Origin of the sequence: Pseudomonas sp. SMV71, assembly GCF_052042015.1 — a bacterium.
Classification (GTDB): Bacteria; Pseudomonadota; Gammaproteobacteria; order Pseudomonadales; family Pseudomonadaceae; genus Aquipseudomonas.
This window is the reverse complement of sequence record NZ_JBKGGU010000005.1, coordinates 124,029-148,233: the sequence shown is the minus strand read 5'-3', so window position 1 is coordinate 148,233 and position 24,205 is coordinate 124,029. Positions and strand designations below refer to the sequence as shown.

The 24,205-nt window shown below is 64.3% G+C and carries 22 protein-coding genes; 13 read left to right on the top strand and 9 right to left on the bottom strand.

Features of this window, described 5'->3' with window-relative positions:
- Nucleotides 1–22 precede the first annotated feature (22 nt).
- Both ACLEJQ_RS06660 and ACLEJQ_RS06655 read right to left on the bottom strand, forming a co-directional pair.
- Nucleotides 23–1,048 (bottom strand): LacI family DNA-binding transcriptional regulator, encoded by a 1,026-nt coding sequence (locus ACLEJQ_RS06660; protein WP_440793326.1) that lies wholly within the window; start codon nt 1,046–1,048, stop codon nt 23–25.
- Nucleotides 1,049–1,252: 204 nt separating this feature from the next.
- A complete protein-coding gene (locus tag ACLEJQ_RS06655; protein WP_440793324.1) occupies nt 1,253–1,606 on the bottom strand; it encodes a hypothetical protein in 354 nt (117 codons plus the stop codon).
- 467 nt (nt 1,607–2,073) lie between these two features.
- Between ACLEJQ_RS06655 and ACLEJQ_RS06650 the strand changes: the two genes are divergently transcribed.
- Complete coding sequence (locus ACLEJQ_RS06650) at nt 2,074–6,942, top strand: NAD-glutamate dehydrogenase (protein ID WP_440793322.1); 4,869 nt, start codon at nt 2,074–2,076, stop codon at nt 6,940–6,942.
- A gap of 257 nt (nt 6,943–7,199) precedes the next feature.
- Here ACLEJQ_RS06650 and ACLEJQ_RS06645 read toward each other — a convergent pair whose 3' ends face one another.
- From ACLEJQ_RS06645 to pdxR, 3 genes are all read right to left on the bottom strand, one after another.
- Nucleotides 7,200–7,601, bottom strand: coding sequence for a cupin domain-containing protein (locus tag ACLEJQ_RS06645; RefSeq protein ID WP_440793320.1), 402 nt, complete (start codon nt 7,599–7,601; stop codon nt 7,200–7,202).
- Between the two features lie 298 nt (nt 7,602–7,899).
- Nucleotides 7,900–8,193 carry an antibiotic biosynthesis monooxygenase family protein gene (locus tag ACLEJQ_RS06640; RefSeq protein WP_440793319.1) on the bottom strand — a complete coding sequence of 98 codons (294 nt, stop codon included), beginning with the start codon at nt 8,191–8,193 and terminating at the stop codon, nt 7,900–7,902.
- A gap of 135 nt (nt 8,194–8,328) precedes the next feature.
- Nucleotides 8,329–9,762, bottom strand: coding sequence for a MocR-like pyridoxine biosynthesis transcription factor PdxR (gene pdxR / locus ACLEJQ_RS06635; protein ID WP_440793317.1), 1,434 nt, complete (start codon nt 9,760–9,762; stop codon nt 8,329–8,331).
- Between the two features lie 204 nt (nt 9,763–9,966).
- Here pdxR and ACLEJQ_RS06630 point away from each other — a divergent pair, with 204 nt between their 5' ends.
- Nucleotides 9,967–10,407: a carboxymuconolactone decarboxylase family protein gene (locus tag ACLEJQ_RS06630; protein ID WP_440793315.1), complete on the top strand. Its 441-nt coding sequence runs from the start codon at nt 9,967–9,969 to the stop codon at nt 10,405–10,407.
- A gap of 239 nt (nt 10,408–10,646) precedes the next feature.
- Here the strand turns inward: ACLEJQ_RS06630 and ACLEJQ_RS06625 are convergent, their stop codons facing one another.
- Nucleotides 10,647–10,994, bottom strand: coding sequence for a hypothetical protein (locus tag ACLEJQ_RS06625; protein ID WP_440793313.1), 348 nt, complete (start codon nt 10,992–10,994; stop codon nt 10,647–10,649).
- A gap of 197 nt (nt 10,995–11,191) precedes the next feature.
- Between ACLEJQ_RS06625 and ACLEJQ_RS06620 the strand changes: the two genes are divergently transcribed.
- The 3 genes from ACLEJQ_RS06620 to ACLEJQ_RS06610 are packed head-to-tail and all read left to right on the top strand — an operon-like array spanning nt 11,192 to nt 13,360.
- A complete protein-coding gene (locus ACLEJQ_RS06620; RefSeq protein ID WP_440793311.1) occupies nt 11,192–11,824 on the top strand; it encodes a TonB C-terminal domain-containing protein in 633 nt (210 codons plus the stop codon).
- Nucleotides 11,821–12,366, top strand: coding sequence for a sigma-70 family RNA polymerase sigma factor (locus ACLEJQ_RS06615; RefSeq protein ID WP_440793309.1), 546 nt, complete (start codon nt 11,821–11,823; stop codon nt 12,364–12,366). Before ACLEJQ_RS06620 ends, ACLEJQ_RS06615 begins: the two co-directional genes overlap by 4 nt.
- Nucleotides 12,367–12,418: 52 nt before the next feature.
- Nucleotides 12,419–13,360, top strand: a complete 942-nt coding sequence (locus tag ACLEJQ_RS06610) for a FecR family protein (protein WP_440793544.1) — start codon at nt 12,419–12,421, stop codon at nt 13,358–13,360.
- Between the two features lie 58 nt (nt 13,361–13,418).
- Here ACLEJQ_RS06610 and ACLEJQ_RS06605 read toward each other — a convergent pair whose 3' ends face one another.
- The gene (locus tag ACLEJQ_RS06605; RefSeq protein WP_440793307.1) at nt 13,419–14,030 is read right to left on the bottom strand and encodes a type II secretion system protein GspJ; all 612 of its coding nucleotides are present in this window, start codon (nt 14,028–14,030) and stop codon (nt 13,419–13,421) included.
- The gene (gene gspH / locus ACLEJQ_RS06600) at nt 14,027–14,479 is read right to left on the bottom strand and encodes a type II secretion system minor pseudopilin GspH (protein WP_440793305.1); all 453 of its coding nucleotides are present in this window, start codon (nt 14,477–14,479) and stop codon (nt 14,027–14,029) included. Before gspH ends, ACLEJQ_RS06605 begins: the two co-directional genes overlap by 4 nt.
- Nucleotides 14,480–14,597: 118 nt before the next feature.
- Here gspH and ACLEJQ_RS06595 point away from each other — a divergent pair, with 118 nt between their 5' ends.
- Nucleotides 14,598–15,032 (top strand): type II secretion system protein N, encoded by a 435-nt coding sequence (locus ACLEJQ_RS06595; RefSeq protein WP_440793303.1) that lies wholly within the window; start codon nt 14,598–14,600, stop codon nt 15,030–15,032.
- A 130-nt stretch (nt 15,033–15,162) separates the two neighbouring features.
- Here the strand turns inward: ACLEJQ_RS06595 and gspI are convergent, their stop codons facing one another.
- Nucleotides 15,163–15,537, bottom strand: a complete 375-nt coding sequence (gene gspI / locus ACLEJQ_RS06590; protein ID WP_440793301.1) for a type II secretion system minor pseudopilin GspI — start codon at nt 15,535–15,537, stop codon at nt 15,163–15,165.
- Between the two features lie 149 nt (nt 15,538–15,686).
- On the opposite strand from gspI, the gene gspG reads away from it, so the two are divergent.
- The 7 genes from gspG (at nt 15,687) to gspF (ending at nt 24,036) form a co-directional block, all read left to right on the top strand.
- Nucleotides 15,687–16,136 (top strand): type II secretion system major pseudopilin GspG, encoded by a 450-nt coding sequence (gene gspG / locus ACLEJQ_RS06585; protein ID WP_440793299.1) that lies wholly within the window; start codon nt 15,687–15,689, stop codon nt 16,134–16,136.
- Nucleotides 16,137–16,144: 8 nt separating this feature from the next.
- Nucleotides 16,145–17,131, top strand: a complete 987-nt coding sequence (gene gspK, locus ACLEJQ_RS06580) for a type II secretion system minor pseudopilin GspK (protein WP_440793297.1) — start codon at nt 16,145–16,147, stop codon at nt 17,129–17,131.
- Nucleotides 17,128–18,306 (top strand): type II secretion system protein GspL, encoded by a 1,179-nt coding sequence (gspL, locus tag ACLEJQ_RS06575; protein ID WP_440793295.1) that lies wholly within the window; start codon nt 17,128–17,130, stop codon nt 18,304–18,306. The genes gspK and gspL overlap by 4 nt, the downstream gene beginning before the upstream one ends.
- Nucleotides 18,299–18,856 (top strand): type II secretion system protein GspM, encoded by a 558-nt coding sequence (gspM, locus tag ACLEJQ_RS06570; protein WP_440793293.1) that lies wholly within the window; start codon nt 18,299–18,301, stop codon nt 18,854–18,856. Before gspL ends, gspM begins: the two co-directional genes overlap by 8 nt.
- Entirely contained in the window at nt 18,853–21,216 is a 2,364-nt protein-coding gene (gene gspD / locus ACLEJQ_RS06565) for a type II secretion system secretin GspD (RefSeq protein ID WP_440793291.1), read from the top strand. Before gspM ends, gspD begins: the two co-directional genes overlap by 4 nt.
- A 190-nt stretch (nt 21,217–21,406) precedes the next feature.
- Complete coding sequence (gene gspE / locus ACLEJQ_RS06560; RefSeq protein ID WP_440793289.1) at nt 21,407–22,825, top strand: type II secretion system ATPase GspE; 1,419 nt, start codon at nt 21,407–21,409, stop codon at nt 22,823–22,825.
- Nucleotides 22,825–24,036: a type II secretion system inner membrane protein GspF gene (gspF, locus tag ACLEJQ_RS06555; RefSeq protein ID WP_440793287.1), complete on the top strand. Its 1,212-nt coding sequence runs from the start codon at nt 22,825–22,827 to the stop codon at nt 24,034–24,036. The genes gspE and gspF overlap by 1 nt, the downstream gene beginning before the upstream one ends.
- Nucleotides 24,037–24,205: the final 169 nt, after the last annotated feature.

Below are 24,205 nucleotides of genomic sequence, written 5' to 3'. Positions count from 1 at the left end.
GCTCGCGATAGGGCCCTCACGGTCACCGAAGATTCCCCCGCGTCGACCCACGCTCAATCAACCGCGCCGCAAAATCCAGGGTCCGAACCGGCCCGTTATCGCCGCGCAAACGCTTGAGCAGACACTCGAACGCGCTGGCGCCGATCTCGGCGGTCGGTTGCGCCAGGGCGGTGATACCGCTGCCCACCAAGGGGTACCAATCCAGATCGTCGAGGGCGATCAGACCGACATCATCGAACAGATGGCAGCCCAGCTCCCGCAACACTTGAGTGGCGGCCAACGCCGCGATGCCGTTGGCGCAGAACAGTGCCTTGGGGCCTCGGTCCGGTTGAGCGAGGAAGCCCTGGATGCGTGCGCTCAATTGATCATCGATTTCCAGCACGGCGCCGTTCAGGGCCGGGTGCTGCTGGAGGCCGGTCTTGAAGCTCTCGACCCGCTCGATCCGTGAACTGGTGCCGTCGAACGGTTCGGTCACCAGCAGCAGATCGCGGTAGCCACGTTGTTCGAGGTGATCAAGCGCCATCCCGACGGCAGCGGGGTTATCCAGGCCCACCAGGTCGCTTTCGAGCCGATCGACTTTGCGATCCACCAATACCAACGGCATTTCACTGCGCAGTTCGAGCAGTTCGTCGCGGTGATGGCCCAGGGTGTTCACGATCAACCCTTCGATGTTGTAGGCACGCAACAGGGCCAGATGCTGGCGTTCCTGTTCGTCATCGCGGTCGGTGTTGCACACCACCAGGCTGTAGCCATGGCGACGGCAGGCGGTTTCCACACCATGCATCACGGCAATGGAATAGGGGTTGCGGATGTCGGCCACCAGCATGCCGATCAGCCGGGTGCGCCCGCGCTTGAGGCCGCGGGCCATCTGGTTCGGGCGATAGCCCAGTTCGCTGATCGCCTGCTCGATACGCCGGGCGATGGCCTCGGAGAGCAGGGCGCGGTCCTCGCCGATGAAACGCGAGACGCTGGCCTTGGAAACCCCGGCGCGTTCGGCGACGTCTAGCATGGTCACGCGGCTGCGCTGGGCGGCGGAGAAGGAATTCACGGATTGAGACCTGCTTATTGGAATTATCGAGGTTCTGAAACCGGTTTCAGGAGACATCAGAATTGGGTGGGGCGTCAAGGGCGCTTTGATGCGATGGCGACCGACGGTGTGCCAACCACAGGCTTGGCACTGCGATCCCCTGTGGCGAGGGAACTTGCTCCCTCGCCACAGGGGGAGTGTTCTTGCTTCTTGGTGTGGGCAGGTTCAGAGCTGGCTTATATAAGTCCCGGTCCCCCTGAGAATGTTCTGCAACGTCAATTCCACCTCCGCCAGGTCCGCCGCGTCGGTGTCGTGGCTGATCTCCAGCACATCGTCGCCTCCGAGGGCATCGGCGTCCGTTGCGGCGACTTCGATCTTGAGCAAGGTCGGTGACAGAGTGACCTTGACCCCGTCCAGGGTCGAGGGCTCGCCATCGAGGGCGATCTCCAGTTCGTCTTCGTCCGGGTAGCGGGTCATCAGGAACATCTCGCCCTGGGTGCTGTGGCAGCAAAGCATGGCCATGTTGTCTTCTTCGTCGTCGCACGGGTTGGCGATCAGAAGGGCGGTGGTCATTTGCATGGGGGTGGCTCCTGGCTCGACGAGCCCTGCGGGTGCGAAAGCCCGGATTTTGCCAGCCTGGAGAAAATTCTGCTGGATTACTCATATCCGGTGACACATGCCGGCCCGGAAATCGGCTGCGATTGCGCCCGCCGGGGTGCCGTTTCCATCGAGGGCTGCTAGGGTTGTTCGAGGCGTACGCTAGCCGATGACCGAATATGTCGCAGCGCTGCAAGCAGGCAGGTTGCCGCACTCGTTAAGCTGCGCAACGGATGTGCACCTGCAAAGGCCACCCGGAGTGTTTTTTGCAGGTGTCCATTGCATGCAAATTAGATGGAAAAAGGATGTGACCTGCGGGTCTCGTCCAGCTTCACCCACCTGTCATCCTGTTTCCTCTGCCCGAGAATCAGGAACGGGATGGCCGACAGCCCCGCAGGGGGTTGCACGCGACGCTTTCATCAATAACAAGCCCAAGCGGAGTACCACAGATGGCGTTCTTCACCGCAGCCAGCAAAGCCGACTTCCAGCATCAACTGCAAGCGGCACTGGCGCAGCACATCAGTGAACAGGCACTGCCACAAGTGGCGCTGTTCGCTGAACAATTCTTCGGCATTATTTCCCTCGATGAGCTTACCCAGCGCCGGTTGTCCGACCTCGCCGGCTGCACCCTGTCCGCCTGGCGCCTGCTTGAGCATTTCGATCACGCGCAACCGCAGGTGCGTGTCTACAACCCCGATTACGAACGCCACGGCTGGCAGTCGACCCACACCGCAGTGGAGGTGCTGCACCACGACCTGCCGTTCCTGGTGGACTCGGTGCGTACCGAGCTGAACCGTCGTGGCTACAGCATCCATACCCTGCAAACCACCGTGCTGAGCGTGCGTCGCGGCAGCAAGGGCGAGTTGCTGGAAATCCTGCCCAAAGGCACCCAGGGCGACGGCATTCTGCAAGAGTCGTTGATGTACCTGGAAATCGACCGTTGCGCCAACGCCGCTGAACTCAACGTCCTGAGCAAGGAACTTGAGCAAGTGCTGGGCGAAGTGCGCGTGGCGGTGGCCGATTTCGAGCCGATGAAAGCCAAGGTCCGCGAGATCCTCGAGGGTCTGGACGACAGCGCCTATGCCATCGATGCTGACGAAAAGAGCGAGATCAAGAGCTTCCTGGAATGGCTGGTGGGCAACCACTTCACTTTCCTGGGCTACGAAGAGTTTGTCGTGCGCGATGAAGCCGATGGCGGCCACATCGAATACAACCCCGATTCGTTCCTCGGACTGACCAAGCTGCTGCGCGCCGGTCTCACTGCCGAAGACCTGCGCATCGAAGACTACGCCGTCAGCTACCTGCGCGAACCGACCCTGCTGTCCTTCGCCAAGGCCGCCCACCCGAGCCGCGTGCACCGTCCGGCCTATCCCGACTACGTGTCGATCCGTGAAATCGACGCCAGCGGCAAGGTGATCAAGGAGCGCCGCTTCATGGGCCTTTACACCTCGTCGGTGTATGGCGAGAGCGTGCGGGTGATTCCGTACATTCGTCGCAAGGTCGAGGAAATCGAGCGTCGCTCGGGCTTTCAGGCCAAGGCGCACCTGGGCAAGGAACTGGCCCAGGTGGTCGAAGTACTGCCGCGTGACGACCTGTTCCAGACCCCGGTCGACGAGCTGTTCAGCACGGTGATGTCCATTGTGCAGATCCAGGAACGCAACAAGATCCGCGTATTCCTGCGCAAGGATCCGTACGGCCGTTTCTGCTACTGCCTGGCCTACGTGCCACGCGATATCTATTCCACCGAAGTGCGCCAGAAGATCCAGCAAGTGCTGATGGATCGCCTGAAGGCCTCGGACTGCGAGTTCTGGACCTTCTTCTCCGAGTCGGTGCTGGCTCGCGTGCAGTTGATCCTGCGGGTGGACCCGAAGAATCGCATCGACATCGACCCGCTGCTGCTGGAAAAGGAAGTGGTCCAGGCCTGCCGCAGCTGGAAAGACGACTACGCCAGCCTGGTGATCGAGAGCTTCGGCGAGGCCCAGGGCACCAACGTGCTGGCCGACTTCCCCAAAGGCTTCCCGGCCGGCTACCGCGAGCGCTTTGCCGCGCACTCGGCCGTGGTCGACATGCAGCACCTGCTGAGCCTGAATGAAAAAAATCCGCTGGTCATGAGCTTCTACCAGCCGCTGGGCCAGGTTTCCGGCCAGCGCGAGCTGCACTGCAAGCTGTATCACGCCGACACGCCGCTGGCGCTGTCCGACGTGTTGCCGATCCTGGAAAACCTTGGCCTGCGCGTGTTGGGTGAGTTCCCGTATCGCCTGCGCCACACCAATGGCCGCGAGTTCTGGATCCACGATTTTGCCTTCACCGCCGCCGAAGGCCTGGACCTGGACATTCAGCAGCTCAACGACACCTTGCAGGACGCCTTCGTCCACATCGTGAGCGGTGACGCCGAGAACGACGCGTTCAACCGCCTGGTGCTGACCGCCGGCCTGCCGTGGCGCGACGTGGCGCTGCTGCGTGCCTACGCCCGTTACCTGAAGCAGATCCGCCTGGGCTTCGACCTTGGTTACATCGCCAGCACCCTGACCAACCACACCGACATCGCCCGCGAGTTGACCCGGTTGTTCAAGACCCGCTTCTACCTGGCGCGCAAGCTCAGCGCCGAGGACCTGGAAGACAAGCAACTGCGCCTGGAACAGGCGATCCTCACGGCATTGGACAACGTCCAGGTGCTCAACGAAGACCGCATCCTGCGTCGCTACCTGGACCTGATCAAGGCCACCCTGCGGACCAACTTCTACCAGACCGACGCCAACGGCCAGAACAAGTCCTACTTCAGCTTCAAGTTCAACCCGCACCTGATCCCGGAACTGCCCAAGCCGGTGCCCAAGTTCGAGATCTTCGTCTACTCGCCACGGGTCGAAGGCGTGCACCTGCGCTTCGGCAACGTTGCCCGCGGTGGCCTGCGCTGGTCCGACCGTGAAGAAGACTACCGCACTGAAGTGCTCGGCCTGGTAAAAGCCCAGCAAGTGAAGAACTCGGTAATCGTGCCGGTGGGCGCCAAGGGCGGCTTCCTGCCGCGTCGCCTGCCGCTGGGCGGCAGCCGGGACGAGATCGCGGCCGAGGGCATCGCCTGCTACCGCATCTTCATTTCGGGCCTGCTGGACATCACCGACAATCTGAAGGATGGCGCGCTGGTGCCACCGGCCAACGTCGTGCGTCATGACGACGATGACCCGTACCTGGTGGTGGCGGCGGACAAAGGCACAGCGACCTTCTCCGACATCGCCAACGGCATTGCCATCGACTACGGCTTCTGGCTGGGCGATGCGTTCGCGTCCGGCGGTTCGGCCGGCTACGACCACAAAAAAATGGGCATCACCGCCAAAGGCGCCTGGGTTGGCGTGCAGCGTCACTTCCGTGAGCGCGGCATCAACGTCCAGGAAGACAGCATCACCGTGGTGGGCGTCGGCGACATGGCCGGTGACGTGTTCGGCAACGGTCTGTTGATGTCCGACAAGCTGCAACTGGTCGCGGCCTTCAACCACCTGCACATCTTCATCGACCCGAACCCGGAGCCGGCCAGCAGCTTCGCCGAACGCAAGCGTCTGTTCGACCTGCCGCGTTCGGCCTGGACCGACTACGACACCAGCATCATGTCCGAAGGCGGCGGCATCTTCTCGCGCAGCGCGAAGAGCATCGCCATCACGCCGCAGATGCAGGAACGCTTCGATATCAAGGCCGACAAGCTGACCCCGACCGAACTGCTGAACGCCTTGCTCAAGGCGCCGGTGGACCTGTTGTGGAACGGCGGTATCGGCACCTACGTCAAGGCCAGCACCGAGAGCCACGCCGACGTCGGCGACAAGGCCAACGATGCATTGCGCGTGAACGGTAACGAGCTGCGCTGCAAGGTCGTGGGCGAGGGCGGTAACCTGGGCATGACCCAACTGGGTCGCGTCGAGTTCGGCCTGCATGGCGGCGCCACCAACACCGACTTCATCGACAACGCCGGTGGCGTGGACTGCTCCGACCACGAAGTGAACATCAAGATCCTGCTCAACGAAGTGGTGCAGGCCGGCGACATGACCGACAAGCAGCGCAACCAGTTGCTGGCGAGCATGACCGACGAAGTCGGCGGCCTGGTGTTGGGCAACAACTACAAGCAGACCCAGGCCTTGTCCCTGGCGGCACGCCGTGCTTTCGTGCGGATCGCCGAATACAAGCGCCTGATGAACGACCTCGAAGCCCGCGGCAAGCTGGACCGCGCCATCGAGTTCCTGCCGACCGAAGAACAGTTGGCCGAGCGTGTCGCGGCGGGCCATGGCCTGACCCGCGCCGAGCTGTCGGTACTGATCTCCTACAGCAAGATCGACCTCAAGGAAGCGCTGCTCAACTCCCTGGTTCCGGACGATGACTACCTGACCCGTGACATGGAAACGGCGTTCCCGCCGTCGCTGGTGAGCAAGTTCTCCGAAGCCATGCGTCGCCATCGCCTGAAGCGCGAGATCGTCAGCACCCAGATCGCCAACGACCTGGTCAACCACATGGGCATCACGTTCGTTCAAAGGCTCAAGGAGTCGACGGGCATGAGCCCGGCGAATGTGGCGGGTGCGTATGTGATCGTTCGGGATATCTTCCACCTCCCGCACTGGTTCCGTCAGATCGAAGCCCTGGACCACCAGGTCTCGGCCGACGTGCAACTGGAGCTGATGGACGAGCTGATGCGCCTGGGCCGTCGCGCCACGCGCTGGTTCCTGCGCAGCCGGCGCAACGAGCAGAACGCTGCCCGTGACGTCGCGCACTTCGGTCCGCACCTGGCCGCGTTGGGCCTCAAGCTCGACGAACTGCTGGAAGGTCCGACCCGCGAAGGCTGGCAGACCCGCTACCAGGCCTACGTGGCCGCCGGTGTGCCGGAACTGCTGGCACGCATGGTCGCAGGCACCACGCACCTGTACACCTTGCTGCCGATCATCGAGGCGTCCGACGTCACTGGCCAGAACGCCGCCGATGTGGCCAAGGCCTACTTCGCCGTGGGCAGCGCCCTGGACATCACCTGGTACCTGCAACAGATCAGCGCGCTGCCGGTGGAAAACAACTGGCAGGCCCTGGCCCGTGAAGCGTTCCGTGATGACGTCGACTGGCAACAGCGGGCGATCACCATCTCGGTCCTGCAGGAAGGCGACGGCACCCAGGACGTGGAAACCCGCCTGGCGCTGTGGCTGGAGCAGCACCACGGCATGGTCGAGCGCTGGCGCGCCATGCTGGTGGACATCCGTGCCGCCAGCGGCACCGACTACGCCATGTACGCGGTCGCCAACCGCGAACTGCTGGACCTGGCGTTGAGCGGTCAGGCGGTCGTGACGGCTAACTGATCCGGCGTTGAATGAAAAAACCCGCATCGAGAGATGCGGGTTTTTTTTCGAATTAGTATTCCCGCAGGCGATACCGTTCATTTGAGATTGTTTGAGCCCCTGTGGCGAGGGAGCTTGCTCCCGCTGGGCTGCGAAGCGGCCCCTCTTTTATTGTGAGTGCTGCGCACTCAAGCGGGAGCAAGCTCCCTCGCCACGGGTCCAGTGACTTCCTCGAATGAACTGTTTGCTTTTTCACACAGGGATTGGTGGTGTGTCTGTCAGTTTTTCAGTGGGATCAACACCGCTTCTTTTTCCCCCAACACCATGAACACCAACAGCTTCGCTGGTTCGGTGGTGCTGGCATTCTTCGACACCAGGTGTTCGGAACCTGCCGCTTCGTACCAGAACTCTCCCGCCTTGTAAGTGATCGCCGGCTCGCCTTTGACCTGAGAGGTAATGGCGCCTTCGAGTACATAGGCCATCGCCGTACCCTCGTGCTTGTGAGCGATGGATGACTGGCCCGGCGCGTAGTCCACGGTCAGCATCAGGGTTTTCTTGCCCGGGATGTTTTTCAGCATTTTCTCTTGCAGCACCTTGACGTTCTCAGGGGCGGCGTCGTGGGCCAACACTTGGGTCACGGGCAGCAAGCTGAGGGCGGCGATCAGGTAGAGGGCTTTCATGGCGGTAGGACCTTTTGGTTGAGTGGTTCGCGATGAACCCACCCTAAGCCCCATGTCACGGCAAACAAACGTCCAATCTTTCGGAAGGTGGGTAGACCAATCGAGATCTACTGACGAGCACCAAACCCTGTGGCGAGGGAGCTTGCTCCCGCTGGGCTGCGCAGCAGCCCTAAATCCAGGCGCCTCGATGCATCAGGCAGAGCGCGTAGAACCTGCATGGGGTCGCTGCGCCCGAGACGTCGGACCGCCCCAGCGGGAGCAAGCTCCCTCGCCACGGATTTGTGTACACGACGCGGCATCAAACAACCGGAAAACTATTGAAGTCCACACTCCGCGCCAGGCGGTTGTCGATCAGGCTGATGAAACCCTGCACTTCGGGGCAGTTGAAATGGGCTTGCATGGCCGCTTCCGACTGCCAGTGGGCGCTGACGTTCCAGCGGTCGCCATTGTCAGGGCAACGGTCCACCAGGTAGGCATCGCAGCCCGGCATTGCGCGCAGGGTCTCGACGATTTGCTGCAACTGTCGTCCCAGTTCTTCCGAACGTCCGGGGGCGGCATGCACCTGTACGGTATTGATCACTTGGCGAGACATTGTCCGGGCTCCTGAATCAAGTCGAACGGGATTAGCTCAACATCCGATGACACCGATGCAGGATAAGCCTGTAGTTGCGCTCCTCAAACAGCCAATGGGCGGATAAATCCCCAGGCCAATTCGTCGGGCTCCAGGTCACGACACCTGCTGCAAGATATCCCGCACACGGTCCAGGGCGATGTCGATGTCCAGGGTCTCGATGGCCCCGAAACCAAAGAACAGGCCCGGTCGCACCGGCGTGTCATTGAAAAAGCCTTCGAGACTGTACAGCGCGACTTCAGCTTTTTTCGCCAGCTCGATCAGCAGCGCCAGGTCGATGGGCACCTTGCACAGCACCGCCATGTGAAAGCCCGCGGTCGTGGGGACGGCCTCGAACCACGGCGACAGGTCCCCGGCCATGCGGGCCAGGATCCGCTCACGGCGACCGGCATACAGGGCGTGACAGCGGCGAATATGCTTGAGCAGGCAACCCTCGGCGATGAACTTGGCGAGGGCCCATTGGGGCAGGGTGGAGGTGTGCTGGTCGGTGAGCCGCTTGGCCAGGATCACCGCTTCGAGAATCGCCGGTGGCAGGATCGCGTAACCGAGCCGCAGCTCGGGCAGCAAGGTCTTGGAGAAGGTGCCGACGTAGGCGACGATCCCGCGCTCGTCCATGCTCTGCAACGAATCGGCCGGACGGCCTTCGTAGCGGAACTCGCTGTCGTAATCGTCTTCAATGATGATCGCCCCCAATTCATAGGCCCGCGCCAGCAACGCCTCGCGGCGCGCCTGGCTCATGGGCATGCCCAGGGGAAACTGGTGGGACGGCGTCACGTAGATCAGCCGTGTGCCGTCGGGGATCAGATCCACCTGTATGCCTTGGTCGTCCACCGGCACGCCGACCACCGTCGCCCCTTGGGAGCCGAATAGCAGCCGCGCCGGGGGGTAACCCGGGTCTTCCATCGCCACCAGGCTGCCCGGACGGGTCAGTACCCGGGAGATCAGGTCCAGGGCCTGTTGCGCGCCGTTGCACACCACCACGTCCCCGTCCTGGCAATTGACCCCACGGGAGAACGCGATGTGCCGGGCAATCGCATTGCGCAATGCAGCCAACCCTTCGGGTTGGCTGTAGAAACCCTTGGCACTGGCGATCTGGCGCAGCGCGTGGGCGGTGCAGCGCCGCCAGTCGTCCAACGGAAACTGGCCCTTGCCGGTCGCGCCGCCGATGAAGTCATAACGCAATGCGCCTTCAAGGGTGGGATGGCGCATCAGGTCCGGCATGTTGCGCCATGCCTCGACCACCTCCGCGCCGGCCAGCTCGCGGTGGCTTTGCTTGTGCACGATCCTGGCCGGTCGTGCATTGACGTAGGTGCCTTTGCCGATGATGCCGGTGAGAAAGTTTTCGTAGGTCAGCTGCGCGTAGGTGTCGGAAACGGTCTTGCGCGAGATGCCCAGTTGCTCGGCCAGCAGGCGGCTGGGCGGCAGTTGTGTGCCGGCGGCCAGACGGCCGCTTTCGATGGCGCTGCGCAATTGTTGATACAACTGGCCCGCCAGGTCCTTGCGGCCGTTGATGACAACATGAAGTTCCATACCCGCAGGCTCCTGGACGATGGGGTGGCGGCAAGCGTCAAAGGCGCAAGATTACCCGCATTGTGCGTGCGCGTAGAAGTTGTGTGGAGAAAATCCCGGCCATTGGTCTGGTGCAGAGGACTCCCGGTTTTTCGCCGAATTGGATCTGTCGCCCTGCGCCTGCAAGGCCTACCGTGGAGGCACCAACCACCCTCGGAGCCTGCGATGAGCCCACGCCTGGATTACTACAGTGCGTCCCCCGGGGCGATGAAAGCCATGATCGGCCTGGAAGCCCTGACCAGCCGTCTGAGCATCGAGCCGGCGCTGCTGCACCTGATCAAGATCCGTGCCTCGCAGCTCAACGGCTGCGCCTTTTGCACCGACATGCATTCGGTGGATGCCCGACGTCAGGGCGAGACTGAACGGCGTCTCTATGCGGTGGCGGTCTGGCGCGACAGCGGGTTCTTCACCGCCCGCGAATGCGCCGCGCTGGCCTGGACCGAAGCGGTCACGCTGTTGGCGCAAAGCCAGGTGCCCGACGACGTCTACGACCTGGCCCACGCCAGCTTCAGCGATGAAGAGCTGGTGGACCTGACTCTGGCGATCAGCACCATCAACAGTTGGAACCGGCTGGCGGTGAGTTTTCGCCAGAGTCCGGGGGGGTGATTGCACATTCTCTTGGCTGACCGCGATCCTGTGGCGAGGGAGCTTGCTCCCGCTGGGCCGGGCTGGCGCTCCAGCGCGCAGCGGCCCTGGCTTTTTGCGGTCGCTGCGCAACCGAGCGGGAGCAAGCTCCCTCGCCACGGGGGGGCGTGGAGCAGCAGGCTTCAGTGGCGTCTGGCAGGGCGCTACCGTCGGATCGCCGCCCGGAGCAGGCTCGCGATGAACGATAACGCGGTGTGATGTCATCGACCATTGAGCAGCGGCGAGCTGCCAGCTGACACCGCCGGCCGCTGCGGCTTGACCGAAGTCCCAAAGGTATTGCCCATGCGCACACCAGTGGCGGCCGGGGTCGCCAGGCCGATGTTGTTCGGCGCGCGTTCGTTGACCGGTACGTTCAACGCCTCGTGCGCCTGTTTCGCCGCGGTCGCGGCTTGGGGGTCGTTGCCCATCTGCCGGCTCAGGCAGGTGTAATCCGGCGTCTTGTAGCCACCGACGGTCACCTCGATACAGGCCGGTGCTTCCTCGCCCCAAGCCCAGGGCAGGGCCATTGACAGGGCAAGGCCCGCCGTCACACGCATCCACTGTTTCATCACCGACCTCCTGGCCCGTCACACGGACGGTGCGTTGTCAGGGTCCAGTCTAGTGCGGCCGTGGCGATTTGTATCAGTTGTCATATCACATTCATAAACACCCCTCAGGATGACGGTTTTCAACGGATACGTCAGTCGTGCAGCAGGGCAGAGCCGGGCGCAGGCGTGAATGGGCTGGGTCGCCCTTGAGGTGGCTTTTGGCGGTGTTATGCCTGCTGGCCGGGCCGGTCTCGGCGGTCGGCCCGGTGGACCTGGACATCGCGCCGCAGGAACTGACCACCGCGCTGGAGCAATTCAGCCGGGCGACAGGCATGGCCGTGCTGGTGGATCACGGGTTGTCCAGCCGGCGCCACACGCTGGGGGTCCAGGGACGCTTCACTCCCGCTCAAGGCTTGAACGTGCTGCTCAACGGCACCGGTCTGGTGGCGCATTACGCCAGGACGGATGCGTTTACCTTGCAGCCGGTACAGGTCCGTGAGGTGCCGTTGCCCGCAGGCGGCGCACCGGGTTTGAGCGGCAGCAATTATGCGGCGGCGATCCAGGCGGGCATCCAGCGCAACCTGTGCCGCTCTGCGTTGACGCGTCCGGGCGGTTACCGGGCGTTGCTGCAAGTGTGGATCGGCCGTGACGGCGTGGTTCAGCATAGCCGCCTGGTCAGTTCCACCGGCGATTCGGTACGCGACAGGGCGCTGGTCAACAGCTTGCAAAACCTCAGGATCGACCGTCCGGCGCCCAGCTCGTTGCGCCAGCCGGTGACCCTGCTTTTGTTACCCGATTCATCAGGAAGACGCATGGAATGCATAGCAGGGGACGGGGAGCCCGGGCAATGAAAGACATCGGTCGCAGCCCATTGGTGAAGTTGTTCCTGACCTCGTACGAGGATTTCAAGGTGCGCCTGCGTCGGCGTTTGGGATCTGAGGAACTGGCCAACGACGTGCTGCATGAAACCTATCTGCGGGTCGATCGCATGGTCGACACGCCGGACATTGCCCAGCCCAATGCTTACTTGTACCGCATGGCGCTGAACATCGCCGCCGACCGTCGGCAAGCCGATGCGCGCCTGCTCACCGGCGAGGAAATCGACGAGTTGCTGCAGGTCTCTGATGAGGCGCTGGATCCGGCGCGGGTGGTGGGTGGGCAGAAGGAGTTGCAGACGTTGCTCAAGGCCTTGTATGAGCTGCCGGCGCGGCGCCGGCGGATCTTCATCGCGGCGCGGCTGGAGGAGGCCCCGCACCTGGAAATCTCGCAGCGCTTCGGCATTTCCACGCGCATGGTGGAGAAGGAAATCAAGGCGGCGCTGGGCCATTGCGCCCTGCGCCTGGAAAGAAAAGTCATTCAGCGGTTCGGTCCCGGCGCGGGAAAACCGTCTTGAACGTAGAGCCTCGACAATTGAGCCCCGACCATTTTCACGAGTGTGTGTGCGCTTGAACATCTTCAGCATCGCTTCCCCTGATGCCACGCCTCAGGCCCGCTTGGCCGGTGAGGCCCGAGACTGGCTGATCCTGCTGACGTCGGGGCGTGCCACCGTGGCCGATGCCCGGGCCTTGCGTCAGTGGTGCGGGCAGAGTCCCGAGCATGCGCATGCATTCGAGCAGGCCAAGGCGTTGTGGCATCAGGTACAACCGGCTGCGGCGGCGTTGCAGGCGCCGCGGCATTTCAGTCGCCGGGCGTTGCTGGGTGGGGCGATTGCGGCCTCGGCCGGTTTCCTGTTGGTCCGGGCCACGGTGCCAGGCGGGTTCTCCGGGCTCGGCGCCGACTACGTCACCGAGGTCGGTGAACAGCGCCGGGTGGACCTGGCCGATGGCGTCAGCCTGGAGCTCAATACCCAGACCCGTCTCAGTCGACGTCCATCGAGCGATGGCGGTGAGGGGTTGGAACTGCTCAGTGGCGAGATCGACGTGCAGGGACGCGGCGTCCGGGCGATCGGCATCCAGGCCGGCAGCGGTTGGATCAGCGCGGCCCAGGCGCGGTTCAATCTGCGCTACATCGACCAGAGTGTCTGCGCGACCTGCCTTGAAGGCGTGGTGCAGGTCGATGTGCAAGGCCAGCGTTTTCGCCTGGAACCGGGTATGCAGTTGACCTACGACCCGAGCCGCGTCGGCACGCCGCGCACGGCCGATGTGCAGGCCGCCATCGCCTGGCGCGACCAGGTGCTGGTGTTCAATGATGCAACCCTGGCCAGCGTCATCGATGAGATCAACCGCTACCGCCCGGGCATGTTGCTGTTGCTCAACCGCGAACTGGGCCAACGTAAGGTCCAGGCCCGGTTTCGCCTCGATCAACTGGCAGGCGTGGCGCTGCTGATCCGCGATGCCTACGGCGCCAGATGCACCGAGCTGCCGGGTGGGGTGGTGGTGCTCAGCTGAGCCCCGCGACGCCTGGACGTCCCCATCGCGAGCAGGCTCGCTCCCACAGGGGATCCGGTTATTCCAACGGCCCCAGCACCTGCCGATACTGCTCCACCCCTTGGGGTGTCCGGCGGGTCAGGCTGATTTCTATGCCTGGCGGGTTTTCCTCGCGGTTGCCGCTGAGTTTGCGCCAGCCTTTTTCCGGGTCCCAGTAGCGTAGGCCGGCGTCGCTGACATCGCTGAGCACGGCGACTGCGGTGCCGGGAGCGGGCAGGGGATAGTGGTCGCGGGCCTGACCTTGGGCGCGGTAGAGCGTGTCGCCCTTGAGCCACCAGCGCACCCGTTGCAGCTGGCCTTCCTGGGTCGCGGCCACGCGTATCACATCCATTCGGAACCCCTTGCCTTCGGTGCTGCGCACGGTGATGGCGGGCGGGGCGGTGGAGGGTGGATCATCGACGCCGGGTTTCATCGGCTCGCTCAATTCGATGCTGGCGCGCAATTCGACGTCGCGCTCCAGTTGGTTCAGTGCTCGCAACAAGGCTTCGGTCTGCTCGGTACTGGCCTGCAAATGGCTGTCGGCGCGGGTGACGCTGTCCAGCCCGCGCCAGGCAATCAGGCTGACCACAGCCATCAACAGAATCGCCACCATGACTTCAAGCAAGGTGAACCCCGTCTGGCGGCCGTTCATTGGACTTGCACCCGCCCGGCGGCACTGCGCTGCACGGTCAGGCTGTTCTGACCGTCCGACAGCCGGATCTGCAAGGGCTCGCCGAGCCACTCCGCGTTCAGTACGACCCGTTGCCTGGGCTCTATCCGAATCTCTATCGACGGGCTCTGCCAGCGACGGGGACGCAGTTGTGGATCCTCCTTGAAACGATCCAGCCCGACGCCGCGCTCCGAGCGCCGGGTGAAAGCAAAGCCCTTGGCGTCCCCGCACCAGGTGATCGGCCGTCCGTCGCTGCGGGCTTCGGCCTGGGCCAGTTGCAGCAGCTGCGCCAGCCGATCGGCGTCCTCACGCAGCAACTTCGACGGATCCGGCTTGATACTCAGGCTCACGGCGGCGCTGGCGATGCCGATGATCACCAGCACCACCATCAATTCGATCAGGGTGAAACCCTGTTGCTTGCCCCAGCTCATCGCGCGCTCCTTTGCGTGCCGATCATCCTGCACGGCGAAGATGATAAGGATGTGAAATAAAACGGAGAGAATTGCCACGTACGCTGGTGGCGGGTTCCAGGAAAAGGAGATTCAGGCCATGGCTTTCATCGAACGCGTATCCGCAGCGCACATCGTCCAGGCGCTGGGCCTGCTGACGGCGCTGGGCGGAGTGGCGATCTGGTCTTCGTTGCTGCTGACGCCCGCCGAGTCGCGCACTCCGGACGTCGCCCCGCAGCGCCTGGCCGAGCGTTCCGATAACCCGGCTTTGCAGTGGTTCGCCAACCAGCCGGCGCCGGTGCAGATCACCGTCAGCGGCGTGATGGCCGGGGCCCGTGGCGCGGTGGCGATCCTCAGCCTCAACGACGGACCGCCGCGCAGTTTCCTGGCGGGAGAGCGGGTGGCCCAAGGCGTGCGGCTGGTGTCGATCGAAGCGCAGGCGGTGGTCATCGAGCGGGGTGGCGAGCAGACTCGGTTGGAGCTTGCCAGGTTGCCGGACTCCGTGAGTCTGCCGTCATTGACCGGAGCGCAGTGATCCCTGTGGCGAGGGAGCTTGCTCCCGCTGGGACGGCCCGACGCCTCGGGCGCATCAGCCCCAAAAAACCTACGGTCGCTGCGCAACCGAGCGGGAGCAAGCTCCCTCGCCACAGAGGATCGTGTGTGCCTTACTTTTCCCGGTTGACCAACGTCTCCAACCGCGCCAGCGGCGGGCCGTCATGGCTGCGGTCCGACACGCTCAGTTCGACCCGCAACATCCGGCCGTTCTGCGCCGGGCGCAGGGTCTGTTCGCAACGCAACTGCAATCGTCCCTGATCGCATTCAAAGGTTTTCGAGCCCGGTGCGAAGCGACCCTCCAGACGCAACTGCGCCAACTGACTGCGGGCCGTCAGCAAGGCGATGGATTTGTCACGCAGCAAACCGTTGCTCTGGGTCATCACCGTCGCCACGCGCACAGCGGCCGACATGGCCACGGCGATGATTGCCAGGGCCACCAGCACTTCAATCAGGGTGAAGCCGGTTTGTGGAGCTGGGCGTTGCATGGCACGGGCTCGATGGGCACAGACAGCCTCCGATGCTAGCGCGCATTCGTGACCGATTGACGACGCATGTTCGCGAGCAATTTCAATATCACTGACATATTTTCTTGCAACACTGCGGCTCGAATCGAATCCAGCGAAGGACCGTCGAGATGCAGATCGCCCGTTACAACGCCCGTCCCCAAGGCCCCCGCGGGCAACGGGGTTTCACCCTGATCGAGATCATGGTCGTGGTGGTCATCCTCGGCATCCTGGCGGCGATGGTGGTGCCCAAGGTGCTTGACCGTCCCGATCAGGCGCGGGCGACGGCGGCCAGACAGGACATTGGCGGCCTGATGCAGGCCCTGAAGCTGTATCGCCTGGACCATGGCAGCTACCCGAGCATGAACCAGGGCCTCAAGGTGTTGGTGGAAAAACCCGCCGATGCGAAAAACGGTACCTGGAAATCCTACCTGGAGCGCCTGCCCAACGACCCCTGGGGCCGTCCCTACAACTACCTCAACCCCGGTGCCAACGGCGAAGTCGACATCTTCTCCCTGGGGGCCGACGGCCAGCCAGACGGCGACGGCGTGAATGCCGACATTGGCTCCTGGCAGCTCTGAGGATCGTGATGCGAACCGATTCGCCCCTCGCGGCGAAGCAGCGCGGCATGGCGGTCATCAGTGCCCTGCTGATCGCGGCGGTGGTGGCGGTGATCGCCGGCGGCATGCTCACCCGTCAGAGCTTGTTCACCCGCAGCCTGGAAGCCGAGCAACGGCGCGTGCAGGGCACGGCGCGGCTGCAAGGTGGCCTGCAATTGAGCCGCCAGTTGCTGTGGGATGCCCGGCAGCGTGATCCGCTGACACGCTTCGGCCAACCCTGGGCACAGCCCATCGTGATGATCGGTTCAGGCCAGATGGATGTGCCGTTTGAAGGACAGCTGGAAGACGAACAAGGCAAGTTCAACCTGCGCAACCTCGTCGCCAATGAGCGGGTAGACGAAGAACAGCTACGCACATTCGAACGGCTGTGCCAGCAACTGGGCGTCGCGCCAGCAGTGCGCGAGCGCATTGTCGAACGGGTCATCGAGGCTTATCCGCGGCTGCTGAATCCCGAGCTCGCGGACCGGGCCCCGGCGAGCAATACATTCGACAGCGGCCGGGACACTTCGCCGGATGCGGCCAGCAACCCGCTGGCACCGACCCGGCCGATGTTGCGCACGGTGCAGGACCTGCGCCGCGTCAAGGGCGTTTCCCCACGGTTGCTGGAAACGCTGGCGCCTCATGTCACGATCCTCCCGGCCAATACCTGGCTCAATGGCAACACCGCCAGCGCCCCGGTGCTGGCCGCCTACGTGCCGGGTCTCTCGCTGCAACGGGCTGAGGCGCTGGTCCGAGAGCGCGACGGCGGCCGTTGGTTTATCAACCGCGGCGATTTCGTCAATCGCCTGCGCATGCCGCAACTGCAGGTGGCCTCCGTTAAGGTCGGCATCACCAGCGACTGGTTCCGGCTGCGCGGGCAGGCGCGCAGCGGCCAGCGGCGGGTCGAGCTGGACGCCTTGCTGCAACGTACCCAGGACCGCTTGCCTCAGGTGGTCTGGTCGAGGGTGGGCGTATGACGGGTCTGCGCATTGGCCTGGCGCCCCTGGGCAGCCTCGACCTCGACAGCCCGGTGGCGTTTGCCTGGCTGGATCGCCAGGGCCAGGTGCGCGAGCAAGGGCAAAGCAGCCTCAGGGCGCTGGGCCAGGGCGGAAAAAATCTCGCGGTCGAATGTTTCCTTCATCCCCGCGACAGCTTGCTGACCCGTCTTGAGCTGCCCCCGTTGCCGTCGGCCAAAGTCACCGCGGCGGTGACTTGCGCGGCCCAGGCTCTGATGCTCAGCAGTAGCGAGCACATGCAACTGGCTCACAGCCCGCGAGGTGCCGAAGGGCAGGTGCAGATCGCCTGGTTGGACCGTGAGTCGCTGCTCAACCTTGGCAAGCTCCTGGACCAGGCCGGCCTGAAATTGCGCGGTCTCTATCCAGCGGCGTATGCGCTGCCCGTGGCGTCCGGGCCGGTGGCCTGTCTCGACGACGGGCACCTGCTGATACGCCATGGCCCGCAGCACGCCGAGGTGCAGCCGCTGCTGGACGAGGCGCTGAACGAGTGGCTGATTGAAGCCGGTACCGGCTTGCACTGGGTCGGCGAGCCGCCGCAGGCTTCGGTGACGGTCCTGGCCGACAGCCAGCGCTGGACCGGCCCCGCGCCGGGCTGGGGCTTGCATGCCGGTCTCAGCCACGGCGCCGCGCAGCAGGGTGGTTGGGGGCGGGCGGCGGGGATCTGCGCCCTGGCGTTGGCGGTGTGGGTGGTCGGCCTGAATCTGTATGCCGGCCGTGAAGCGGCCCAGGGCCAGCGGCTGAAGGCGCAGATGAGCCAACGGGTAAAACAGGCCTTTCCCGAGTTGCCGGTGATCCTCAACCCGCTGCAACAGGCTCGACAGCAACTCGCCGCACGCCAGGACGGTTCCGCGACGGACCCGGCACAACGCTTTGCCAGCCTGGTGCAGCAGGCCGGCAGCGCGATGCCGTTCATGAGCGGCAGCGTCCAGCAATTGCTGTTCGAGAACGGTGAGCTGCGCCTGACGGTTGCCGATGAAGTGCGCAAAGCCACAGGCGAAGACGCTTGGAAAATTCCCCTGACCGAAGCCGGCATCGATGTCGCCAGCATCGACCAGGGTTGGCGTCTGCGCGTGGCCCCGGCCGGCCAGGACGCGCCGCAAGTTCCCGCCGAAACCTCGGAAGACGACGATGAATAAGCCATCGATGGTGCTGCTGCGGGCGCGCTGGCAGACCCTGCGCGTGCGCTGCCGGACCTTCTGGCAGGGCTTGGCCGTGCGCGAGCAGCGGGCCGTGGCCCTGGCCGCACTGGTGCTGGGTGGATTCGTGGTGTGGCTGGCGTTGATCGAGCCGCCACTGAAAACCATTGCTTACTGGCAGGCCGAAACCCCCAAGCTGCGTTCGCAGACCGAAGCCCTCGAAGTGCTGCTGCGCGATATCAGCGGCGGCGCCCAGGGCCAACCTGTCGAAGCGGCGTTGCGTCAGACGCTCGATGCCAGTGGTTTGAGCGAGCATTACCAGTTGCAGGCGTCTGGCGCCGACGGTGCAAGTGCCTGGCAACTGACGTTCAATGATGCGCCGGCGGATGCAGCGATTGGCTGGCTGCTGGGTAATCCACGGCAATTTTCCCTGGAAGTGATCGAGGCTCGCTTGCAGCGCACGGCCCCGGCCACTTCTGACAACACCCCCGGCACGTTGTCCGGAACCGTTCGCATGGATCAGGCGCAAGGCGCTAAGGAAGCTTCATGAAGGGGTCTCGATACCCGCATCACTGGCGCAAGGCCGCGCCGTTGCTGTTGCTGGCCTTGAGCGCGTGCAACAGCACGCCACCTGCGTCAAAGCCTGCGTTGCTGGTGGACAGCGAACTGGGCATTCCATTGGGCAGTACTCAAGGCAGCGGCGACGTGTTGCTTGATCGCCAGCGGGCCCAGGTGTTGCGCGAGCAAAAGCCGGCGGTCCGGCACCAGGTCGATCTCACCACTCGTGCCCGGGAACCGCGCAGCAGTGCTGCGGTGCGCAGTCCGCTGGGCGATCAACCGGTGACGCTGAACTTCGTCGAAGCCGATATCCAGGCCGTGGTCCGGGCGTTGTCCCGTTCCACCGGTCAGCAGTTTCTGGTGGACCCGCGGGTCAAGGGCAACCTGACCCTGGTTTCCGAAGGTCAGGTGCCGGCGAGACAGGCCTACGAGATGCTGCTGGCCGCGTTGCGCATGCAGGGCTTCAGCGTGGTTGACGTCGGCGGCGTGGCCCAGGTGGTGCCGGAGGCCGACGCCAAGCTGTTGGGCGGGCCGATCTACAGCGCCGACAAACCGGCCGGCAATGGCATGCTGACCCGCACCTTCCGCCTGCAATACGAGAATGCGGTGAACCTGATCCCGGTATTGCGCCCCATCGTGTCGCCGAACAACCCGATCAATGCCTACCCGGGCAACAACACCATTGTGGTCACCGACTACGCCGAGAACCTGTCGCGTGTGGCGCAACTGATCGAAGGCATCGACACCCCCAGCGCCATCGACACTGATGTGGTGCCGATCCAGAACGGCATCGCCGTCGATATCGCGCAGATGGTGTCCGACCTGCTGGAGACCCAGGGCGGCGACCAGACCCAGAAGATCAACGTCGTCGGCGACCCGCGCTCCAACTCGATCATCATCCGCGCCGGCAGCCCCGAGCGCACGGAGCTGGCGCGCAACCTGATCTACAAACTCGACAACGCGCAGAACAACCCGAGCAACTTGCATGTGGTCTACCTGCGCAACGCCCAGGCCGGCAAACTGGCCCAGGCCCTGCGCGGCTTGCTCACTGGGGAGAGCGAAGGCGAGGGCGAGGGCAACTCGCGCTCGGTGCTCAGCGGCATGGGCGCCAGCACCAACGGCCAGAGCGGGCAAGGCAGTAGCAGCGATGGCAGCAGCACAACCACCAGTAGCAGCACCTCGACCAGCAGCAACGGTTACGGTCATGGCGGCAGCGGGCAGACTTCCACCTCCGCAACCAGCGAGCAGGGCACGGCCTTCAGCGCGGGCGGGGTGACCATCCAGGCCGACGCCACCACCAACACCCTGCTGATCTCCGCGCCGGACCCGTTGTACCGCAACCTGCGGGAGGTCATCGACCTGCTGGACCAACGCCGTGCCCAAGTGGTGATCGAGAGTCTGATCGTCGAAGTCGGCGAGGACGACGCCAGCGAATTCGGCGTGCAATGGCAAAGCGGCAACCTGGGCGGCAGCGGTGTGATTGGCGGGGTCAATCTGGGTGGCACCGGGCTCAACCTCAACGGCAAGAACAGCATCGACGTGTTGCCCCAGGGCTTGAACCTCGGCGTGGTCAACGGCACCGTGGACGTTCCGGGAATCGGCAAGATCCTCGATCTCAAGGTCCTGGCCCGCGCCTTGAAGAGCAAGGGCGGCACCAACGTGTTGTCGACGCCGAACCTGTTGACCCTGGACAACGAGGCGGCGAGCATTTTTGTCGGCCAGACCATTCCGTTTGTCAGCGGTAGCTACGTTACCGGCGGTGGCGGCAACAGCAACAACCCGTTCCAGACCGTGACCCGGGAAGAGGTCGGCCTGAAGCTCAACGTCCGGCCGCAGATTTCCGAGGGCGGTACGGTCAAGCTCGACATCTACCAGGAGGTCAGCAGCGTCGACAATCGCGCCTCGAGCACCACCGGGATCGTCACCAACAAACGGGCGATCGACACCAGCATTCTGCTGGACGACGGGCAGATCATGGTGCTGGGCGGGCTGTTGCAGGACGGCTATAGCCAGAGCAACGACGCGGTGCCGTGGCTGTCGACCATCCCCGGCATCGGTGCGCTGTTTCGCAACGAGCGGCGGCAGATCACCAAGACCAACCTGATGGTGTTCCTGCGGCCTTACATCATCCGCGACACCGCGGCCGGGCGTGGCATCACTCTCAATCGCTACGACTTCATGCGCCGCGCCCAGGGTTTGTTGCAACCGGAGCGCAGTTGGGCGTTGCCGGACATGCAGGCCCCGCAACTGCCGGCCTCGGCCAGGGCGATTCCGGGCGCTGCGCCTGCAGGTTTGCAGACGCCCAGGGCGGCGATCAAAGCGGTGCCGTTAACGGAGTCTGTCGGACAATGAGCCTCCAACCTGTGGCGAGGGAGCTTGCTCCCGCTGGGACGATCCGACGCCTCGGGCGAAGCGACCCCAAAAAAATTGCATGCGGTCTGCCTGGCACACCGAGGCGCCTGGCTTTGGGGCTGCTGCGCAGCCCAGCGGGAGCAAGCTCCCTCGCCACAGGGGATAGGGCAGTAATAGAGGAAGTGTGCCCATGAACACGCTCCCATACGCCTGGGCCAAGGCCCAGCGCCTGGTGCTTCGCCAGTCCGAGGCCGGGGCGGTGTTGATGGTCTGCCCTTCGACGCCGGGCTGGTCCATCAGTGAGGTGCGCCGACAGTTCGGCGAGGTGCGGTTGGAGCGGGTGCGCGACGAGGAGCTCGACGGGCTGCTCAACAGCGTTTACGCCGACACCGGCAGCGCCGCGGCGGTGGTGGGGGCGGCGGAAAACGAGGTGGACCTCGACCGGCTGATGCAGGACATCCCGGAGATCACCGACCTGCTGGACACCCAGGACGGCGCACCGGTGATCCGCATGATCAACGCCTTGTTGACCCAGGCGGCGCGGGACGGGGCCAGCGACATCCACATCGAACCCTACGAAAGCCATTCGGTGGTGCGCTACCGGGTCGACGGCACCCTGCGCGACGTGGTGTCGCCGCGCAAGGCGTTGCACGGTGCGCTGGTGTCGCGGATCAAGATCATGGCCCAGCTCGACATCGCCGAGAAACGTTTGCCCCAGGACGGCCGGATTGCCCTGCGGGTCGCCGGCCGGCCGATCGACATCCGGGTGTCCACGGTGCCCACCGGCCACGGCGAACGGGTGGTGATGCGGCTGTTGGACAAGCAGGCCGGGCGCCTGCAACTGGAGACCCTGGGGATGGACCCTGGCGTGCTGGGCAAGCTCGACCATCTGATCCGCCAGCCCCACGGCATCGTACTGGTCACCGGCCCCACCGGCAGCGGCAAGACCACCAGCCTTTACGCCGCCCTGGCTCGGCTCGATGCCAGCGTCCACAACATCCTCACCGTGGAGGACCCGGTGGAATACGACCTGCCGGGCATCAGCCAGATCCAGGTCAACGCCAAGATCGACATGACCTTCGCCCTGGCGTTGCGGGCGATCCTGCGTCAGGACCCGGACATCATCATGATCGGCGAAATCCGCGACCTGGAGACCGCGCAGATCGCCGTGCAAGCGTCGCTCACCGGTCACCTGGTACTGGCGACGCTGCACACCAACGATGCGGTGTCGGCCATCAACCGGCTGATCGACATGGGCGTCGAGCCCTTCCTGCTGGCGTCGTCGATGCTCGGCGTACTGGCCCAGCGGTTGGTGCGCCGGCTGTGCCCACAGTGCAAGCAGGCCGATCCGGCAGCGCCCGGCACCTGGCGCCCGGTGGGGTGTGCCGCCTGCAATCAGACCGGCTACAGCGGGCGCACGGGTATCCATGAGTTGTTCTGCATCGACGATGACATTCGCACCTTGATTCACCAGGGGGCAGGGGAGCAGGCACTGCGCGCCGCTGCCCGCCAGGCCGGGATGTTCAGCATGCGCGAGGACGGCGAGCGCTGGGTGCGCGGCGGGGCCACCGCGCCAGAAGAAATCCTGCGCGTGACACGGGACGCCTGATGAACCGCTACCGTTTCGAGGCCGCCGATGCCCAGGGCAAGATCGAATCCGGGCATCTGGAAGCCGATAGCCAGGGCGCTGCTTTCAGCCTGTTGCGCAGCCGCGGGCTGACGGCGTTGCAGGTGCAGCTGGAACGCAACACCTCTCAAGGCAACGGCGGCGGACTGTTCAGTGCCAGGCTTTCGGACAACGACCTGGCTTGGGCCACCCGGCAGCTGGCGAGTCTGCTGGGGGCGAGCCTGCCGCTGGAAGCGGCATTGAGTGCCACGGTGGAACAGGCCGAGCGCAAGCACATCGCCCAGACCCTGAGTGCGGTGCGGGCCGACGTGCGCAGCGGCATGCGCCTGGCCGAGGCGTTGGCGGCCAGGCCGCGGGACTTTCCGGAAATCTACCGGGCATTGATCGCTGCCGGCGAAGAGTCCGGCGACCTGGCCCAGGTCATGGAACGGCTGGCGGACTATATCGAGGAGCGCAACAACCTTAGGGGCAAGATCCTCACGGCGTTCATCTACCCCGGTGTGGTGGGGCTGGTGTCGATCGCCATCGTGATTTTCCTGCTCAGTTACGTGGTGCCCCAGGTGGTCAGCGCGTTCTCCCAGGCCCGCCAGGATTTGCCGGGGCTGACCCTGGCGATGCTCACCGCCAGTGACTTCATCCGTGCGTGGGGTTGGCTGTGTTTCGGCGTGCTGGCTGGCGGGTTCTGGAGTTGGCGCCTGTACCTGCGCAAGCCGGCGGCGCGATTGAACTGGCATGCACGGGTGCTGCGCCTGCCCCTGTTCGGACGCTTCGTGCTCGGGCTCAACACCGCACGCTTTGCCTCGACCCTGGCGATCCTCGGTGGTGCGGGGGTGCCGCTGCTGCGCGCGCTGGAGGCAGCGCGCCAGACCCTATCCAACGACCGCTTGAGCCTGAGCGTCAGCGATGCCACGGCCAAGGTCCGCGAAGGCGTCAACCTGGCCGCGGCGCTACGGGTTGAAAATGTCTTCCCGCCCGTGCTGATCCACCTGATCGCCAGCGGCGAAAAAACCGGCTGCCTGCCACCGATGCTCGAACGCGCCGCGCAAACCCTGTCCCGCGATATCGAACGCCGCGCCATGGGCATGACCGCGCTGCTCGAACCGCTGATGATCGTGATCATGGGCGGCGTGGTCCTGGTGATCGTCATGGCAGTGCTGCTGCCGATCATCGAGATCAACCAGTTGGTTCAATAGCCCACCACGCAATAAAAACGTGGCGAGGGAGCTTGCTCCCGCTGGGTTGCGAAGCGACCCCAAACAGGCTGATTGCGATCTGTCTGTTGTACCGGAAGTTCAGGTTTTGGGTCTGCTGCGCAGCCCAGCGGGAGCAAGCTCCCTCGCCACAAAAGCACACCGAGCAAAA

Excerpts from the sequence above, each read along its gene's own strand:
- ACLEJQ_RS06655 (WP_440793324.1), bottom strand. The coding sequence starts at position 1,606 with ATGCAAATGACCACCGCCCTTCTGATCGCCAACCCGTGCGACGACGAA.
- ACLEJQ_RS06650 (WP_440793322.1), top strand. The coding sequence starts at position 2,074 with ATGGCGTTCTTCACCGCAGCCAGCAAAGCCGACTTCCAGCATCAACTG.
- ACLEJQ_RS06645 (WP_440793320.1), bottom strand. The coding sequence starts at position 7,601 with ATGAAAGCCCTCTACCTGATCGCCGCCCTCAGCTTGCTGCCCGTGACC.
- ACLEJQ_RS06640 (WP_440793319.1), bottom strand. The coding sequence starts at position 8,193 with ATGTCTCGCCAAGTGATCAATACCGTACAGGTGCATGCCGCCCCCGGA.
- pdxR (WP_440793317.1), bottom strand. The coding sequence starts at position 9,762 with ATGGAACTTCATGTTGTCATCAACGGCCGCAAGGACCTGGCGGGCCAG.
- ACLEJQ_RS06630 (WP_440793315.1), top strand. The coding sequence starts at position 9,967 with ATGAGCCCACGCCTGGATTACTACAGTGCGTCCCCCGGGGCGATGAAA.
- ACLEJQ_RS06625 (WP_440793313.1), bottom strand. The coding sequence starts at position 10,994 with ATGAAACAGTGGATGCGTGTGACGGCGGGCCTTGCCCTGTCAATGGCC.
- ACLEJQ_RS06615 (WP_440793309.1), top strand. The coding sequence starts at position 11,821 with ATGAAAGACATCGGTCGCAGCCCATTGGTGAAGTTGTTCCTGACCTCG.
- ACLEJQ_RS06605 (WP_440793307.1), bottom strand. The coding sequence starts at position 14,030 with ATGAACGGCCGCCAGACGGGGTTCACCTTGCTTGAAGTCATGGTGGCG.
- gspH (WP_440793305.1), bottom strand. The coding sequence starts at position 14,479 with ATGAGCTGGGGCAAGCAACAGGGTTTCACCCTGATCGAATTGATGGTG.
- ACLEJQ_RS06595 (WP_440793303.1), top strand. The coding sequence starts at position 14,598 with ATGGCTTTCATCGAACGCGTATCCGCAGCGCACATCGTCCAGGCGCTG.
- gspI (WP_440793301.1), bottom strand. The coding sequence starts at position 15,537 with ATGCAACGCCCAGCTCCACAAACCGGCTTCACCCTGATTGAAGTGCTG.
- gspG (WP_440793299.1), top strand. The coding sequence starts at position 15,687 with ATGCAGATCGCCCGTTACAACGCCCGTCCCCAAGGCCCCCGCGGGCAA.
- gspK (WP_440793297.1), top strand. The coding sequence starts at position 16,145 with ATGCGAACCGATTCGCCCCTCGCGGCGAAGCAGCGCGGCATGGCGGTC.
- gspL (WP_440793295.1), top strand. The coding sequence starts at position 17,128 with ATGACGGGTCTGCGCATTGGCCTGGCGCCCCTGGGCAGCCTCGACCTC.
- gspM (WP_440793293.1), top strand. The coding sequence starts at position 18,299 with ATGAATAAGCCATCGATGGTGCTGCTGCGGGCGCGCTGGCAGACCCTG.
- gspD (WP_440793291.1), top strand. The coding sequence starts at position 18,853 with ATGAAGGGGTCTCGATACCCGCATCACTGGCGCAAGGCCGCGCCGTTG.
- gspE (WP_440793289.1), top strand. The coding sequence starts at position 21,407 with ATGAACACGCTCCCATACGCCTGGGCCAAGGCCCAGCGCCTGGTGCTT.
- gspF (WP_440793287.1), top strand. The coding sequence starts at position 22,825 with ATGAACCGCTACCGTTTCGAGGCCGCCGATGCCCAGGGCAAGATCGAA.